Source organism: Aequorivita marina, assembly GCF_031631895.2.
Lineage (GTDB): Bacteria > Bacteroidota > Bacteroidia > Flavobacteriales > Flavobacteriaceae > Aequorivita > Aequorivita marina.
In genome coordinates, this window is record NZ_JAVMBW020000005.1 from 48844 (window position 1) to 64280 (window position 15437).

The following is a 15437-nucleotide window of genomic DNA, read 5'->3' on the forward strand; positions in this document are numbered from 1 at the left end:
AATAGCAAAACCATGAAAACAAAATTCACCTTACTGTTTACAATTTTACTAGTTTCCCTTTCTGGAAAAACTATTGCCCAAGCACCGGATGACTGTGCAATTTCCCTGTCTTATTTTTCAGAGCCAGCCAAAGCAAAGAATTATGAGGCTGCACTTCCTTTTTATGAAAAATTAATTAAGGAATGCCCAGACTACAATCTTGCCATATATCAATATGCCGTTAAAATGTTTGACTATTTTATTGATGAAAAAGGCGATAAAAGTAAAGTGAATGACCTAATTAATGCTTGGGAGCTAAGACTTGAAAACTTTCCTGAAAAAACAGAGGAAGGCGATGTACTTTTAAAGATTGCGCAAATAAAATTTGACAATAATATAGGAACAAAAACAGAGCAGTTTAACGCCTATGACAAAGCCTTTACAAAATTTCCTAAAAACTTTACCAGTGGAAAAAGCTTATATGCTTATTTTTCGTTAGCTGTAGATTTGCATAACTCAGGAGACAAAGAGCTTCAGGAAATCTTTGATCTTTATGACAAGGTTACTGCAAAAATTGATATAGAAAAAAATAGTCTTGCCTCAAAACTAACGCCTTTAATGGATAAGGAAGAGACAAACACCAAACTAACAAGCAAGGAAAACCGCGCCAAAGCAGTGTATGAAAACAACCTTGGTGTATATGCAACAGTAGAAGAAAGTGTAAATGGAAAATTGGGTCAATTAGCAGATTGCCCAAACTTGATTCCACTTTACGAAAAAGACTACGAAGCGAAAAAGAACGATATAGAGTGGATAAAATCTGCTAGTAATAGACTTGATGCTAAAGATTGCGACAGTCCATTATCAAACAAACTGGCTGTTCGTCTTCACGAATTGGAACCAAGTTCTACTTCGGCATATTTGCTAGGTAAACAAGCTGAGTCTGAAGGTAAAGCATCACAGGCTTTAGAATACTTTAACCAAGCGGCAGACCTTGAAACGGACAATACAAAAAAGTACAGAATTTACTACAGTATTGCTGAAAACTACCGCAAAAAAGGAAGTTACAGTACTGCAAGAAACTATTACAACAAAATGTTATCTGTAAAGCCTTCTGCAGGAGTTGCCTACTATAAAATTGGTTCTATGTATGCCAAAAGTGCAAACAACTGCGGAACTAATGTTTTTGAAAAAAGAGCAATGTACTGGTTAGCTGCTGATATGATGGACAAAGCCGCTCGTGTAGATAGAACTATGGCTGGAAATGCTAAAGCCGCAGCCCAATCATATAGAGGAATGGCTCCACAAAAAAGTGATATCTTTAGTGAAAATATGGCCGGCAAAACAATCAAATTTAACTGTTGGGTTGGCGGAAGCGTACGAGTCCCTAATTTGTAATAATGCACACAAACTTAAATATGTTTAAAAGCGTGATGGTCTTGGTATTGACCATCACGCTTTTTGCATGTGAAAGCAATTACCAAAACGTAAAAAACCTAAGCCTTTCAGACGGGGCGCCCATTGCTGAAGGCAAAAATATTAACTTTAAATATACCGATTCAGGCAAACTGGTCACCAACTTGTTAGCCGAAAAACTGTTGGATTATTCAAATTTAGAGTTTCCATATAAAGAATTTCCCAAAGGGGTTGAAGTCCTGTTTTGGAATGAAAAAGGCGAAAAAAGCACTGTAAACTCAGATTATGCCATTCAGTTTGACGAAACAGGCTTGGTAGATTTACGTAAAAACGTAGTATTGGTAACAGCAGACAGCGTGGTGCTTAAAGCACAGCAACTGTACTGGGATCAAGAAAACGAATGGGTTTTTACTGATCAACCTTACCAAATTAAATTTAAGGATGGCTCATATAACGATGGGGCACGGTTTGATGGCAACCAAGATTTCACTATCTTTTTATCCCGAAAAAACCAGGGCGTCCAACTAATAGACAAAAATAAAATTGACGATGGCAACTAAATTCTTTCGATTTTTTGAATACGCCTACCTTATAATGGCCGTATTTTTTGCATATGAAACAGTTAATAATTGGAATGAAGCACCAAATAGAGCGTATTTATTTCTTTTTTTTGTTGTTGTTTCTATCTTTATGTTTTTCTTTAAAAGAAATTTTAGAAAAAAAATGGATGAAAGAAATAAGAAGTAGCGCTGCATTAAACGTATAAAACTTCAATATAACCCATAACTAGAAATTGGATTACAGTATAATAATCATACTATCAATGCTCCTACTCTCCGCATTTTTTTCGGGAATGGAGATTGCTTACGTTTCTTCCAACAAAATCCATATTGAGATTGAAAAGAAGCAAAACAACTTTTTGGCTGGAATTCTAAAAAAAATCACGAAACGCCCTTCAAAGTTTATTGCTACCATGCTTGTGGGCAACAACATTGCCTTAGTGATCTATGGCTTCTTTATGGGCGCTTTGTTAATGGAATATATTCCCTTGTCTGGCTTCACGGGATTGTTGGTTCAAACAATCATTTCTACCTTGGTAATACTCATGACTGCGGAATTTCTTCCAAAGGTATTCTTTCAAATTTACGCCAACAACTTGGTTAAGGTATTCGCCGTTCCTGCCTACTTTTTTTACGTTCTATTTTCGTTAATTTCAGAATTTGTTATTTGGATTTCAGATTCAATACTGAAGTTATTTTTTAAGTCGGAAGGCGACAATGTTCAACTGAGTTTTAGCAAGTTGGAGCTTGGCAATTATATTTCGGAACAAATGGATATTGCCGAAACTAAGGAAGAGATGGATTCCGAAATACAGATCTTTCAAAATGCGCTAGACTTTTCCGAAGTAAAATCGCGCGAAGCAATGGTTCCGCGAACAGAGGTTGTAGGTGTAGACATAGACACTTCACCTAAAGAGCTTGCCAAACTTTTTACCGAAACAGGGCTTTCAAAAATATTGGTCTATAAAGAGAATATTGATGATATTTTAGGATACATTCATTCCTTTGAGCTTTTTAAAAAACCCAGTACCATTAAGAAAATCTTAATGCCCGTGGTCTTTGTTCCAGAAACAATGCTTATTAAAGACGTGTTAGGAATTCTTAGTAAAAAAAGAAAGAGTATTGCGGTTGTTATTGATGAATACGGCGGTACAAGCGGTATCATTACCGTTGAAGATATTATTGAGGAACTTTTTGGTGAAATTGAAGATGAGCACGACAGTGTTGAATTGGTAGAGGAAGAACTAAGCGAAGACCATTACAGGTTTTCTGCTCGGCTAGAGGTAGATTATGTAAATGAAACCTACAACCTCAACCTAGAGGAAAGCGAAAACTACGAGACTTTGGGCGGATTAATAGTAAACCATACCGAAGAAATTCCCGAACGTGGCGAAAACGTATCCATAGCAGATTATGAATTTACAATACTTGAAGTTTCAAGCACAAAAATTGAGATGGTAGAAGTAAAGGATAATTCGGATGATTAGTTTTTAACTTAATCATAACTTTTTTCACTTTAGTTTTTTATTACTGATTGGAATATGTTATTTTCGCTCCCTGATTAACTTATAAAACAAACCCTTCCAAATCCTTAGCGACAATAAGGTGTAAAAGGGATGACAACTAAGACCTTCCGTTCGGAATAACCGCATGAAAGAAGGATAAATTTGAACATCAAATGGCAATCTTAAACAGTATTAGAAAAAGAGGGATATTTCTTATCCTTATTATTGCATTGGCGCTTTTCGCCTTTATCTTAAGCGACGTCTTAACCAAAGGCGGCAGTGGCCCCAAAGGTCAAACCAACATTGCTACCATAAATGGAACAGACATCCCAAGACAGACCTTTATGCAAGAGGTTGAAGCAGCCCAACGTAACATGGGGCCTAGCGGGAATGCTACCCGTGCTATGAATATGGTTTGGGACCGAGAAATGCGCCGCGTTATCATGGAAGAGCAAATTGATAAAGCCGGGCTTAGCGTAGAAAAAGCCCAACTGGACAATGCCCTAAAAACTGCTTTGGCCAATAACCCTACTTTTTTAAATGAAGCCGGGCAAGTTGACGACGGTAAAATCCAGGAATATATTGCTAGCATTAAAGCATCTTCGCCAGATATGTATAACCAATGGCTAACATTTGAAGAAAATATTTCTGACGGCGTATTACAAACCACCTATAACAACATGATTAAAGGCGGCTTACGCGCAACCGTTGCTGAGGGTGAACAAGAATACCATTTCCAGAATGACAATTTAAACTTTCAGTATGTAATGATGCCATACAGCAAAATTCCAGATGAAGAGATAAAAGTTTCAGACTCGGAAATAAAGCAATATGTTTCATCGCACCCTAATGAATTTCAGGTAGATGCACAAGCCGATATTCAGTATGTACTTTTTTCAGAAGAACCTTCAGAAGAAGACATTAAAACAGCAAAAGCCGAAACTGCGGCCATGTTAAACGACAAGGTTGAGTTTAACCAAAACACAAAAGCAAACGATACTATCGCTGGGTTTAGAAATACAAATGACTATGAGGAGTATATCAATGCGTATTCAGACACGCCGTACTTTGAGAAATGGTCATTCAAGAGCGATCTTCCAGCCAGTGTTGCTGACACGCTAATAAAATTAAATAAAGGTGACATTTACGGTCCTTATAAAACGGATAACGCATACAACCTAACCAAGGTATTAGACACTAAGAAAATGCCAGATTCCGCTGACTCAAAACATATCTTAATCCGTTATGTTGGTACCATGCGTGCACCAGAAACGGTTACAAAAACCAAAGAGGAAGCTCAAAAATTAGCTGACAGTATCTTGGGTGTTGTTAGAAAAGACAATTCTAAATTTGCTGAATTGGCAAAAGAATTCTCTGATGACGGTTCTGGAGAAAATGGTGGTGATCTTGGTACTTCAAAACCAGGTAGAATGGTACCGCCATTTGACAAGTTTATCTTTAGCAACCCTTCAGGCACTATTGGCATTGTTGAAACCGACTTTGGTATTCACGTTGTAGAAGTAGGTGAACAATCAAGTGCAAAAAAAGCTGTTAAGTTAGCAACGCTTACAAAAAACATAGAAGCCTCAGAAAAAACTATAAACAACGTATTTGCTGATGCAACAAAATTTGAGCTCGCAGTACAAAAAGGTGATTTTACAAGCTTGGCAAAAGAAAAGAGCTTAGAAGTAAAACCCGTAAATAAAATAGGGAAAATGGACGATAACCTTCCAGGACTAGGCTCTAGCCGCCCCATTGTTAATTGGGCTTTTAACGAAGACACAGAAGTGGGTAACACAAAGCGTTTTAACGTAACAAATGGTTATGTAATTGCTCAGCTTACTCGCAAAAATCCAAAAGGTTTAATGCTAGCTGAAGATGCCTCGGCACGTGTAACCCCTATTTTGCGCAATGAGAAAAAAGCGCAAAGAATACGAGAATCAATTTCTGGCAATACCCTCAAGGAATTGGCTACCAACCAAGGTGTTTCTGTAAGGACTGCTAGTGGTATTAACATGGCAAACCCAAATATCGCTGGAAAAAGCGAACCTAGAGTAGTAGGTATTGCCTTTGGAACCAAACCAGGAGAATTAACCAATTTGGTTGATGGCAACGAAGGGGTTTACAAAGTAAAGGTAACCGCTTTCAATCCTGCTCCTAAAATGGAGTCGTATGTTAATTATGCGAACCAAATGACCGATAAAGCTGCTCCATCTGCGCAAAACGAAGTTTTCAGCGCACTTAAGCAAAAGGCCGAGATTGAAGATAACCGCGCCAACTTCTATTAGTCTTAAAACATATTTCTTAAAAAGCCTTTTTACAATTTTGTAAAAAGGCTTTTTCTTTATAAGTCAATTGGTGAACTTAAGATAAAATCAAAATATTCCTTTATTTTTATAAAGAATTACGAATCTTTCGTATTTAATAATATTTCTGATTAAAATTTTATACCCATGGACAACGATCTTATAAAGGCACTAGAAAAAAAATATACCGACTTAGGGGAGAATCCCGAAACCTATTTAAACGGGCTGCTTCAAAGTAAACCCATAACCTATTGGGATTATATCCAGGTTGACACCCTGCTTTCCCTTCAAAAAACCCGGACCGATTATAAGGATGAAAAAATATTTGTAATGTACCATCAAGTTACAGAGCTCACCTTAAAAATGATGATCCACGAAATACAGCAGCTTTCCGAAGGTGAAAACCTACCCGAAGAAACTTGGATAACAAAACTAAACCGGTTAAAAAGATACACTAGAATGCTCATCACCTCTTTTGATATTATGAAAGACGGCATGAGTTACGAAGATTACAATATTTTCCGTTCTGCATTAACCCCTGCAAGTGGATTTCAATGTGCCTCATTTAGAACACTAGAGCTTTACACTACGCGTCTAGAAAACTTACTAAATAAACCGGGAAAAGAACGCCTTCCAGAAAGCCCAAGTACTGACGATTACTTTGACCATATTTACTGGAAAGATGCCGGATTAAACAGAAAAACAGGTGAAATGACCCTGACCTTAAGGCTCTTTATAGAAAAATATGAAGCAGGATTTAAAACCTTGGCCAAAGAGGTAAAAGGAAAAACGCTTGAGGAACGGGTAGCTCAAATGGACAATCCCTCTGATGAGCTTAAGGAAAAGCTAAAGGAGTTTGACCATTTCTATAACGTGGCGTGGCCATTAGTGCATTTAGAAACAGCGCAGTATTATTTAGACCGAAAAGGTGAAAGCAAAGCAGCAACCGGAGGTTCGGAATGGAAAAAATATCTGCATCCAAAATATCAACAGCGCAAATTTTTTCCGAAGCTATGGTCTGCAACAGAAATAGAAAACTGGGGTGCGTAACAACAAGCCGATTATAGTAACTATTTGCATAAAATACTGCCGATAGCTATTATTCTTATTTAACATTCGCCGTTACCTAAAGCCAATTTTATAAGATTAACTTCTATCTTTAGAAGATCTAATATTTTAAAAACATGGACATTGTAATAAAACGGATTTACCAAGATGCCGCCAAACGCGATGGAAGTCGCGTTTTAGTAGATAGAATTTGGCCACGTGGTGTGAGCAAAGCAGATGCAAACTTGGACCAATGGATGAAGGAAATTGCACCATCTACAGATCTGCGAAAATGGTTTGACCATAAAGAAGAACGATTTAAGGAGTTTTCAACAAAGTACAAAAAGGAACTTCAAGATAAACCTGAGTTAATCAAGGAGCTTAAAAGTATGGCCGAGGAAAAACGGCTTAGCTTACTTTATGGTGCTAAAGATGAAGAGCACAATCAAGCTGTGGTGCTGCGGGAGTTTCTTTTAAGTTAATTGATACTATAAATAAGCAAAATAGTCTTTTACCATACAAATGAAACATATAGCTCTAGTTGTATCTTTATTGGTTTCATTCAGCACTTTGGCTCAGGTCATTAACGCTGAGTCCTTGCGTAAAGTAACTGACACTTCGGGGTTTTCAGGTTCTGCCGGCTTGGAGCTTTCACTAAAAAGAGACGTAAATGATAAGTTCTCTATTAAAAACACCATCAGTCTTCAATATAAAATGAGGAGGCATTTAGTATTGCTAAAAAACGATATTGAATTCCAAAAAATAGAAAACAACAACTTTGAAAACAAAGGCGTCCAGCATCTGCGTTATAACTATAAACTGTACCCGCAATTAGTATGGGAAGTTTTTGGCCAGGCGCAATACAACAAAATATCAAAAATCCGCTTCCGTGGCTTGGTGGGAATGGGTCCCAGGTTTAAACTTACCAAGCTTGAAAATTACAAATTGTATTTAGGCACACTTATCATGTACGAGCATCAGGAACTCAGCGATGGCGTAACACCAGTAGAGCGTATTTTCCGCGGTTCGGCATATTTTTCTTTTAGCCTCTTCCCTACTGAAACCCTAAGCATTTCTAGCACAACATACTATCAACCGCGGCTTAACAAATTTAGCGATTTCAGAATAGCTTCTGAGACTTCGCTTATGTTGACGCTTTATAGAAATTTCAGTTTTAAAACCACCTACACCTTTACTTTTGACGACTCACCTGCAATCAACATCCCAAATTCGCAGTACGAACTCACCAGCGGCATCGTTTACTCCTTCGACTAAAAAAGCCAAAACTTTCGTAAGCAATTGGTATTTTAGGAGACTACTTTTTATATTTATATCATTAGTGTCCGATTAAAAGAGTGAGAAAATTTGTTGAGTCAAAGATAATAGGCAATTAGAATATTTTTTATTTAATGACAGCATGCTATTATACTTAGCATCAAAATTTATCAATTAAAAAGTATGTTTAATCAATTTTATCTAGTTTTCAATCTATTAAAAAGCAAGTCTTACGTCTTATGTCTTTAAGCGCAGCGGTCTTATATCTTAGTCGGACACGACTATATTTATATATTGAATACATTTAGCAAAAATCATCTCGAATGGAATATGGACAACCTAATAAACGATTTAAAAACTGAAAACAACTTTGCATTTGGAAAGTTATACAAAGATAATTTTGGTAAAATTTCAAATTTTGTCCAAAACAACAGCGGAAATAAAACTGACGCAGAAGACCTTTTTCAAGATGCAATGATGGTTCTTGTTGAAAAACTGCGGCAAGATCATTTTCAGTTAACAGCATCAATAAACACATATGTCTATGCGATTTGTAAAAATTTGTGGTTTAAAAAACTTCGAGACACAAATTTCGAACTTTCCGTTGACCAGTTACAATCTTTTGACTTTCTAACTTCCATTAATCATTCTATTGAGGATGAAAAAACCTATTTAGAAAAGCTAAAAGGCTACTTACTTAAGATAACTGACCATTGTAACAGACTTATTCACGACATCTTTTTTAAAGAAAAAGCCATAGACCAAATCCAAAAAGACTACGGCTACACAACGCGACATAATGCTCAAAACCAGAAACATAAATGCGTTGAGCAAATTAGAAAAATAAAAAAAGCAGACGAGCTGAAACAAATAAAGTAAAAATAGTTAATCAACTTGGGTGATTTTTTGAAACTATTGGTATAAAGGTATAGATAGTACATATTGATTATCAAAAACTTTTAAATTTTAGAACAATGGTTTCAACAATCAAAACAATGATTTTCGCAGTAGCTGTTACTGCATTTACTACACTTTCAGCAAACGCACAAGAGGCTACGATGTGGAAAATTGACAAGCCACACACTTCTGTTAATTTTTCAATCAATCATTTCTTTTCAAGTGTTCCAGGAAAATTTAAAGACTACAACGGAACAATTCATTTCAATCCAGACAATTTAAAAGGGAGTAAAGCAGATTTTTCAGTAGTAATCAACAGCGTAAGTACTGATAATGCTAAACGAGACAAGCATCTTCAATCTGAAGATTTCTTTGATGCGAAGACCTATCCCAAAATGTCTTTTCAATCATCTAAATTCGAGAAAAAGTCTGATAAGGAATTTTTAATTCACGGTAAACTGACTATTAAAGACAAAACTAAAGATGTAATTCTTCCAATGAAGCTTACTGGAAAAATGGAACATCCTATGATGAAAGATACGCTTATTCTGGGAGTACTTATTGAAACTACCATAGACAGAACAGATTTTGGTGTTGGCACAGGAGATTGGGCAGCTACAATGGTTGTTGGCGATGAAGTAAGAATTCATATTCCAATGGAATTAAACCGAAAAATATAATGAAAGTACTACTTAATAGCATATTGGCAATTTTTTGTTTCGTTTGCACGTCTAATATCAAAGCGCAAATACCTGATAAAGCAGAAGATATTTCACCCTTACTTATAGGGGAAAAATTACCTAAAGCCAATCTTCAGAATGCAGCCGGTGACTTAATTGATTTAAGTACTGTTTTAAAAGAAAAACCAACAGTGTTAGTTTTTTACCGCGGCGGATGGTGCCCCTATTGCAATGCGCAACTTTCAGGGTTGGTTGACATTGAAGCAGAGGTTATATCGCTTGGATATCAAATTGTAGCCATAAGCCCAGATGATTATCAAAACTTAAAGCCTACTGAAAGTAAAGGCAATATAAAGTACACTCTTTTTTCTGACCCAAATGCAAAATTTATTCAGCAAGTAGGTATTGGTTTTAAAACACCAACAATGTTAAAAGGTTTTATTGCCACAAAAAAACATATGGGAAAAACCTCTAAAGTAATGCCCGTTCCTACGGTAATGATCATAAGTAAAAAAGAGGTGATTCAATTTGAATATATCAATCCAAATTACAAAGAACGAATTAACGGCGAACTTCTTTTAGCCATTTTAAAAACAATAAAAATTTAAAATTATGAACCATAGAATTCAAAAATCAGTTTTAGCAGGAATTATCGGTACAGCCGTTATGACCTTAATAATAATGGCAGCACCAATGATGGGGATGCCAAAAATGTCTCCACCAAATATGCTAGCAGGAATATTAGGAATGCCAGTTGCCATAGGGTGGATAATGCATTTTATGATAGGAATTATCTTTGCATTAGCCTATACTTATATGATAGCAGCAAAATTAAAAGTTAGCAATCATTTTATAAAAGGCGCTATATTTGGAGTAATTGCCTTTGTTTTCGCCCAAATTATGATGAAACTCATGGGAATGATTATGCCAATGCCTGCAATGGAAGGCCCAATGATTTTAGCTGCTATAGGTAGTCTCATGGGGCATATAATATTTGGAATGGCAGTTGCTAAAACAGTAGGAGAAACTTATTGTAGCGGTGAGTTTTGCGAAACTAAAACATCTTAAACTAAAGGTGAAATTAGATTTCAATAAAATTGATAAAGCGCATATTATAAGGACCATAACACTTATTTGGTTTGAGAAAATCACCCGAAACAGACCAATGGTAATTGCCAAAATAATAGCTTTAACAAAGCACTAACAAAACATCGAATACAGTGATTAAAAGACCGTATGGATTATGAGTAAAGACAGCAATTCAGTATGACAGATCACTTTTTTAAAAAATAAAGATAAAGAAACTCGGTTCTTGTATAATTCAAAAAGTAAGTATTAATTTATACATTGCGATTAATATGCAAAACCGAAAAAACCAAACATCCTTTTATTACGTAACTAAATAAAACTACAAAATGGCCTCTAATAATTATTACGACCCTGCTGATCTTCGAAAATTTGAAAAAATAACCGACTGGAACAAAGAACTGGGCGATAAGTTTTTTGAATACTACGGAAAAGTTTTTGAAGAAGGTGCACTTACCGCCCGCGAAAAATCCTTAATTGCCCTAGCGGTTGCTCATACCGAACAATGCCCATATTGCATTGATGCCTATTCAAAGGATAGCTTGCAGCGCGGCGTTACCAAGGAAGAAATGATGGAAGCCGTTCATGTGGGCGCTGCTATTAAAAGCGGAGCCACCCTGGTTCATGGCGTAATGATGATGAACAAGGTCAATAAGCTGGAAATGTAGCTAGCCTCTAATATTCCTCATTATTGGGAAAATATTGAAGTTATAGCTTCCAAAACCATTATGATCGGTAGCTTATAAGTAATTTTAAAAAATGATTTCAGAAAAAATTTATGTTAAAAGAAAAAAAGAAGAAACAACAATCACTTCACAAACGCGATAGCGAATTTGCAATTGCTAATAAACAGCTTGAAACACTTTCTAATGGTATTTTTGCCAATGGAGAGCTGCCTACTTTTTCTGATAAAATTGCAGAAACCGATCAATTTCCACTTCGGCCTAATAAACTGGAAATCCTTCAAATAAATGTTGGGTATATGTGCAACCAAGTCTGCGAGCATTGTCACGTAGATGCGGGACCAGACCGTAAGGAAATAATGACGCGCGAGACTATGCAACAATGTCTAGACGTTATCAAAAATACTGGCGCCCATACTTTAGACCTCACAGGCGGCGCCCCAGAAATGAATCCCGATTTTAGATGGTTTGTAGATGAAGCCAGTAAGGCAGGGGTTAAAGATTTTATCGTAAGGAGTAATCTTACCATCATTCGCGCCAACAAAAAGTATTACGACCTGCCACAGTTCTTTAAAAAGCACAACATCCATGTGGTTAGTAGCATGCCGCATTGGACGCGTGGAAAAACCGACAAACAACGTGGCGAGGGCGTGTTTGATCAATCTATAAAGGCCCTACAGGAATTAAATGCTGTGGGTTACGGAATGCCAGATAGCGACTTGCGCTTAGATTTAGTCTATAACCCAAGCGGTGCTTTTTTACCTGGAGATCAAGCCAGTATGGAAAAAGACTTTAAAAAGGCTTTACTAGAAGATTTTGGGATCCATTTTCACGACCTTTTCGTGATTACAAATCTGCCAATTGCACGATTTCTTGATTATCTAATTGCTTCAGAAAATTACGAGGATTATATGTATCAATTGGTTGAAGCCTACAATCCGGCGGCGGTAAAAAATGTAATGTGCCGAAATACCATTTCAATAAGTTGGGACGGATATTTATACGATTGCGATTTCAACCAAATGTTAGAGCTAAAGGTTGCAAGTAAAATACAGCACATATCAGAATACAACGAAGATATTTTAAACGACCGAAAGATAATAATATCACAACATTGCTACGGCTGTACTGCAGGTGCCGGAAGTAGCTGCCAAGGTGCTGTTACCAGTTAACCTACAACCAAAAAGCATTTTTATTCCATGAAAACAAGGCTAACTTTTGTTCTTTGCATGTTATGCGTCAATTTTGCTATGGGTCAAAAATCGTTAGACAAGCTTTTAAAGACCAACAATTCGCACAGCATTCCGTATATTTCGGTAGAAGCATTACGTATGCTTCAAATAAACGGCTCCGTAACAATTCTAGATGTGCGTGAAACCAATGAATTCGAGGTTAGCCATATTTCTGGAAGTAAACACGTAGGTTTTAACAAGTTTACTACTGATGAAAAAACACTTCAGCAATTAAACAAAGATCAGCCTATTGTTGTCTATTGTTCTGTAGGAATTCGTTCTGAAGAAATTGGCGAAAAGCTAAAAAAAGCGGGATTTACGAATGTCAGCAATCTTTACGGTGGTATATTTGAATGGAAAAACAAGGGGTTTCCCATAATTAATTCTTCGGAAAAAGAAACCGAAAACGTCCATACCTACTCGAAAAAGTGGAGCGCGTATTTACATAATGGCAACCCCGTATATTGAAAAAAACGGAAATAACATTAACGTTTTTTCGATTCTTAAAATAAAAATTCACATTAAAAATGGCTTTAACAACTTCAAAAGACACTGATAACGCCAACGAAATGGCAACTGACTTTCAGCTACCAACTTCAAAAAAAGCATTACTCGTTTTTACAAGAAACCCTGAATTGGGAAAGGTTAAAACGCGCTTGGCAAAATCGGTTGGTGATGAAAGTGCCTTAAAAATTTATAAATTTCTGCTAAACCATACTGTAGAAATAACCAAGGACCTAAAAGCAGATAAATACGTTTTTTATTCAGAAAACATTCACAGTGATGATATTTGGGATGCAGCCATCTATAGAAAGAAACTTCAGTCTGGCACAGATTTGGGAGAACGCATGAAAAATGCATTTGCAGAAATATTTGATATGGGGTATAAAGAAGTAATCATTGTTGGTAGCGATATTCACGACTTGAATACCAGTGACATAGAAACCGCATTTGAAGCCCTAAAAACCAATGAATATGTAATTGGCCCGGCTACCGATGGCGGCTATTATTTATTGGGAATGAAAGAGCTAAACCCCGAGGTGTTTCAAAATAAAAACTGGGGAACAGAAACTGTTTTAAACGATACATTACTGGATTTAAGGAATAAAAAGCACATGCTTCTGGACGAGCGAAATGATGTAGATTATTTTTCAGACATAAAAAATGTCGATGCTTTTCAGGAATTTTTACCACCTTATTTAGACAAAAACTTTTTATAGACTATGAGTATTACAAAATATATTGAAGAGGCCGCAGATTTTTTAAAGGAACGCGGTTTTAACCAGCCCGAAGTGGGAATTATCTTAGGCACAGGATTAGGAAAAATAATTAACAACCTAGAGATCGAGGCTGAAGTAAGCTATAATCACATTCCTAACTTTCCTACCGCAACGGTAGAATTCCACAAAGGAAAGTTAATTTTTGGCACGTTGGAAGGAAAAAAGGTTGTTGTTATGCAAGGACGTTTTCATATTTATGAAGGCTATTCGTTGCGCGACGTTACTTTTCCGGTGCGGGTCATGCAGCTTTTAGGAATAAAGAAACTATTGGTGAGCAATGCCTCAGGCGCAATCAACCTCAACTTTAAAAAAGGAGAAATCATGTTGATTGACGATCATATAAATTTACAAGGTGGCTCACCCCTTGCGTTCCGTGGTGTTGAGAAAATGGGAGAACGTTTTGTTGATATGAGCGCACCTTATGACACCGAAATGAACAAAAAGCTTGAAAAAATTGCTTCCGATAAAAACATTACGCTTCATAAAGGGGTTTATGCTAGTGTTGTAGGTCCCCAACTTGAAACGCGGGCAGAATATCGATATTTAAAAATTATAGGTGCCGATGCCGTGGGAATGAGCACCGTTCCGGAAGTAATTGTTGCCAATCATTTGCAGATTCCTGTGATTGCCGTTTCGGTTCTGACCGATGAATGTGACCCTGAAAAGTTGAAACCAGTTGATATTGCAGATATTATGGCTTCAGCAGAAAAAGCAGAACCAAATATGATTACTTTGTTTACGGAATTGATTAAGCAAATATGAGTTTCTCTGGCAGATGATGGGGATTGACGCAGGTTCATTTTTGTATTAGCTGCTTAAATTTAGGTGATTTTAGAAGACAAATTGTGGAAAGTAGGAATAACAGATATATCTATAAATGTCGCCCGCAGATCGCGCGGATTACCGCAGATATTTTTCGTAAAAGCTGCGTAAAACTTGCTGATCTTAAAGGCAGAAACTCTAAATAGTATTAAAAGCAGAAATAACTATTCAAATCGCCCGCAAATAACGCGGATTGACGCAGATATTTTTTCACCTGCGTAGATCGGCGAAATCTGCGGGAACAACCAGAAGAATTATGACTGAAAATCAGATTTCGTATAAAATAAGGGGCGCAATTTTTAATGTATATAATGCCTTTGGACCTGGTCTTTTGGAATCTGTTTATGCTTCTGCTTTGGTCATAGAGCTTAGGAATGAAGGACTAGATGTAAAAGCTGAAGTTCCTGTTCCAGTCTATTTTAAAGAAGAGAAATTAAATGTAGGTTTTCGCCTAGACTTACTTGTGGAAAATAAAGTGATAATTGAAGTAAAATCTGTTAAAAACTTAGCGGAAGTACATCATAAACAAGTACTAACATACCTCAAATTAACTAAATTGAAATTGGCTATTTTAGTTAATTTTAATGTTACCGAGATTACCGAGGGAATATTTCGAAAAGTAAATAACCTGTAAAAAATGTCCCGCTGATTGCATTAAATTTCACAAAT

General features: G+C 36.5%; 17 protein-coding genes. All 17 read left to right on the top strand.

The window, feature by feature from the left end; translation table 11 throughout:
* Positions 1-12 precede the first annotated feature (12 nt).
* The 17 genes from QPK98_RS08320 (at position 13) to QPK98_RS08400 (ending at position 15402) form a co-directional block, all read left to right on the top strand.
* Positions 13-1377 (top strand): tetratricopeptide repeat protein, encoded by a 1365-nt coding sequence (locus tag QPK98_RS08320; protein ID WP_310992728.1) that lies wholly within the window; start codon positions 13-15, stop codon positions 1375-1377.
* A 2-nt stretch (positions 1378-1379) separates the two neighbouring features.
* On the top strand, positions 1380-1955 hold the full coding sequence (gene lptC / locus QPK98_RS08325) for an LPS export ABC transporter periplasmic protein LptC (protein ID WP_310992730.1): 576 nt from the start codon (positions 1380-1382) through the stop codon (positions 1953-1955).
* A gap of 263 nt (positions 1956-2218) precedes the next feature.
* The gene (locus QPK98_RS08330) at positions 2219-3442 is read left to right on the top strand and encodes a hemolysin family protein (RefSeq protein WP_435373094.1); all 1224 of its coding nucleotides are present in this window, start codon (positions 2219-2221) and stop codon (positions 3440-3442) included.
* A 191-nt stretch (positions 3443-3633) separates the two neighbouring features.
* The gene (locus tag QPK98_RS08335; RefSeq protein WP_310992733.1) at positions 3634-5748 is read left to right on the top strand and encodes a peptidylprolyl isomerase; all 2115 of its coding nucleotides are present in this window, start codon (positions 3634-3636) and stop codon (positions 5746-5748) included.
* A 165-nt stretch (positions 5749-5913) separates the two neighbouring features.
* Positions 5914-6816: a tryptophan 2,3-dioxygenase family protein gene (locus tag QPK98_RS08340; RefSeq protein WP_310992734.1), complete on the top strand. Its 903-nt coding sequence runs from the start codon at positions 5914-5916 to the stop codon at positions 6814-6816.
* A 134-nt stretch (positions 6817-6950) separates the two neighbouring features.
* A complete protein-coding gene (locus QPK98_RS08345) occupies positions 6951-7295 on the top strand; it encodes a DUF488 domain-containing protein (RefSeq protein ID WP_310992735.1) in 345 nt (114 codons plus the stop codon).
* A 40-nt stretch (positions 7296-7335) separates the two neighbouring features.
* Positions 7336-8088 carry a DUF481 domain-containing protein gene (locus tag QPK98_RS08350; protein WP_310992736.1) on the top strand — a complete coding sequence of 251 codons (753 nt, stop codon included), beginning with the start codon at positions 7336-7338 and terminating at the stop codon, positions 8086-8088.
* Positions 8089-8418: 330 nt separating this feature from the next.
* Positions 8419-8967 carry an RNA polymerase sigma factor gene (locus tag QPK98_RS08355; RefSeq protein WP_310992737.1) on the top strand — a complete coding sequence of 183 codons (549 nt, stop codon included), beginning with the start codon at positions 8419-8421 and terminating at the stop codon, positions 8965-8967.
* A 116-nt stretch (positions 8968-9083) separates the two neighbouring features.
* Positions 9084-9665 (top strand): YceI family protein, encoded by a 582-nt coding sequence (locus tag QPK98_RS08360; RefSeq protein WP_310992738.1) that lies wholly within the window; start codon positions 9084-9086, stop codon positions 9663-9665.
* Positions 9665-10273 (top strand): peroxiredoxin-like family protein, encoded by a 609-nt coding sequence (locus tag QPK98_RS08365; RefSeq protein ID WP_310992739.1) that lies wholly within the window; start codon positions 9665-9667, stop codon positions 10271-10273. Before QPK98_RS08360 ends, QPK98_RS08365 begins: the two co-directional genes overlap by 1 nt.
* A 4-nt stretch (positions 10274-10277) precedes the next feature.
* Positions 10278-10733: a DUF6789 family protein gene (locus QPK98_RS08370; RefSeq protein WP_310992740.1), complete on the top strand. Its 456-nt coding sequence runs from the start codon at positions 10278-10280 to the stop codon at positions 10731-10733.
* 347 nt (positions 10734-11080) lie between these two features.
* On the top strand, positions 11081-11419 hold the full coding sequence (locus QPK98_RS08375) for an arsenosugar biosynthesis-associated peroxidase-like protein (RefSeq protein ID WP_310992742.1): 339 nt from the start codon (positions 11081-11083) through the stop codon (positions 11417-11419).
* Between the two features lie 110 nt (positions 11420-11529).
* A complete protein-coding gene (arsS, locus tag QPK98_RS08380; protein WP_310992744.1) occupies positions 11530-12606 on the top strand; it encodes an arsenosugar biosynthesis radical SAM (seleno)protein ArsS in 1077 nt (358 codons plus the stop codon).
* Between the two features lie 27 nt (positions 12607-12633).
* Complete coding sequence (locus QPK98_RS08385; protein WP_310992745.1) at positions 12634-13134, top strand: rhodanese-like domain-containing protein; 501 nt, start codon at positions 12634-12636, stop codon at positions 13132-13134.
* A gap of 59 nt (positions 13135-13193) precedes the next feature.
* The gene (locus tag QPK98_RS08390; RefSeq protein ID WP_310992746.1) at positions 13194-13886 is read left to right on the top strand and encodes a TIGR04282 family arsenosugar biosynthesis glycosyltransferase; all 693 of its coding nucleotides are present in this window, start codon (positions 13194-13196) and stop codon (positions 13884-13886) included.
* Positions 13887-13889: 3 nt separating this feature from the next.
* The gene (locus tag QPK98_RS08395) at positions 13890-14708 is read left to right on the top strand and encodes a purine-nucleoside phosphorylase (protein ID WP_435373095.1); all 819 of its coding nucleotides are present in this window, start codon (positions 13890-13892) and stop codon (positions 14706-14708) included.
* A gap of 316 nt (positions 14709-15024) precedes the next feature.
* A complete protein-coding gene (locus tag QPK98_RS08400) occupies positions 15025-15402 on the top strand; it encodes a GxxExxY protein (protein WP_310992747.1) in 378 nt (125 codons plus the stop codon).
* Positions 15403-15437 lie beyond the last annotated feature (35 nt).

Excerpts from the sequence above, each read along its gene's own strand:
- QPK98_RS08345 (WP_310992735.1), top strand. The coding sequence starts at position 6,951 with ATGGACATTGTAATAAAACGGATTTACCAAGATGCCGCCAAACGCGAT.
- QPK98_RS08400 (WP_310992747.1), top strand. The coding sequence starts at position 15,025 with ATGACTGAAAATCAGATTTCGTATAAAATAAGGGGCGCAATTTTTAAT.
- QPK98_RS08355 (WP_310992737.1), top strand. The coding sequence starts at position 8,419 with ATGGACAACCTAATAAACGATTTAAAAACTGAAAACAACTTTGCATTT.
- QPK98_RS08385 (WP_310992745.1), top strand. The coding sequence starts at position 12,634 with ATGAAAACAAGGCTAACTTTTGTTCTTTGCATGTTATGCGTCAATTTT.
- QPK98_RS08335 (WP_310992733.1), top strand. The coding sequence starts at position 3,634 with ATGGCAATCTTAAACAGTATTAGAAAAAGAGGGATATTTCTTATCCTT.
- QPK98_RS08365 (WP_310992739.1), top strand. The coding sequence starts at position 9,665 with ATGAAAGTACTACTTAATAGCATATTGGCAATTTTTTGTTTCGTTTGC.
- QPK98_RS08320 (WP_310992728.1), top strand. The coding sequence starts at position 13 with ATGAAAACAAAATTCACCTTACTGTTTACAATTTTACTAGTTTCCCTT.
- QPK98_RS08370 (WP_310992740.1), top strand. The coding sequence starts at position 10,278 with ATGAACCATAGAATTCAAAAATCAGTTTTAGCAGGAATTATCGGTACA.
- QPK98_RS08340 (WP_310992734.1), top strand. The coding sequence starts at position 5,914 with ATGGACAACGATCTTATAAAGGCACTAGAAAAAAAATATACCGACTTA.
- lptC (WP_310992730.1), top strand. The coding sequence starts at position 1,380 with ATGCACACAAACTTAAATATGTTTAAAAGCGTGATGGTCTTGGTATTG.
- QPK98_RS08330 (WP_435373094.1), top strand. The coding sequence starts at position 2,219 with ATGCTCCTACTCTCCGCATTTTTTTCGGGAATGGAGATTGCTTACGTT.
- QPK98_RS08360 (WP_310992738.1), top strand. The coding sequence starts at position 9,084 with ATGATTTTCGCAGTAGCTGTTACTGCATTTACTACACTTTCAGCAAAC.
- QPK98_RS08350 (WP_310992736.1), top strand. The coding sequence starts at position 7,336 with ATGAAACATATAGCTCTAGTTGTATCTTTATTGGTTTCATTCAGCACT.
- arsS (WP_310992744.1), top strand. The coding sequence starts at position 11,530 with ATGTTAAAAGAAAAAAAGAAGAAACAACAATCACTTCACAAACGCGAT.
- QPK98_RS08390 (WP_310992746.1), top strand. The coding sequence starts at position 13,194 with ATGGCTTTAACAACTTCAAAAGACACTGATAACGCCAACGAAATGGCA.
- QPK98_RS08375 (WP_310992742.1), top strand. The coding sequence starts at position 11,081 with ATGGCCTCTAATAATTATTACGACCCTGCTGATCTTCGAAAATTTGAA.
- QPK98_RS08395 (WP_435373095.1), top strand. The coding sequence starts at position 13,890 with ATGAGTATTACAAAATATATTGAAGAGGCCGCAGATTTTTTAAAGGAA.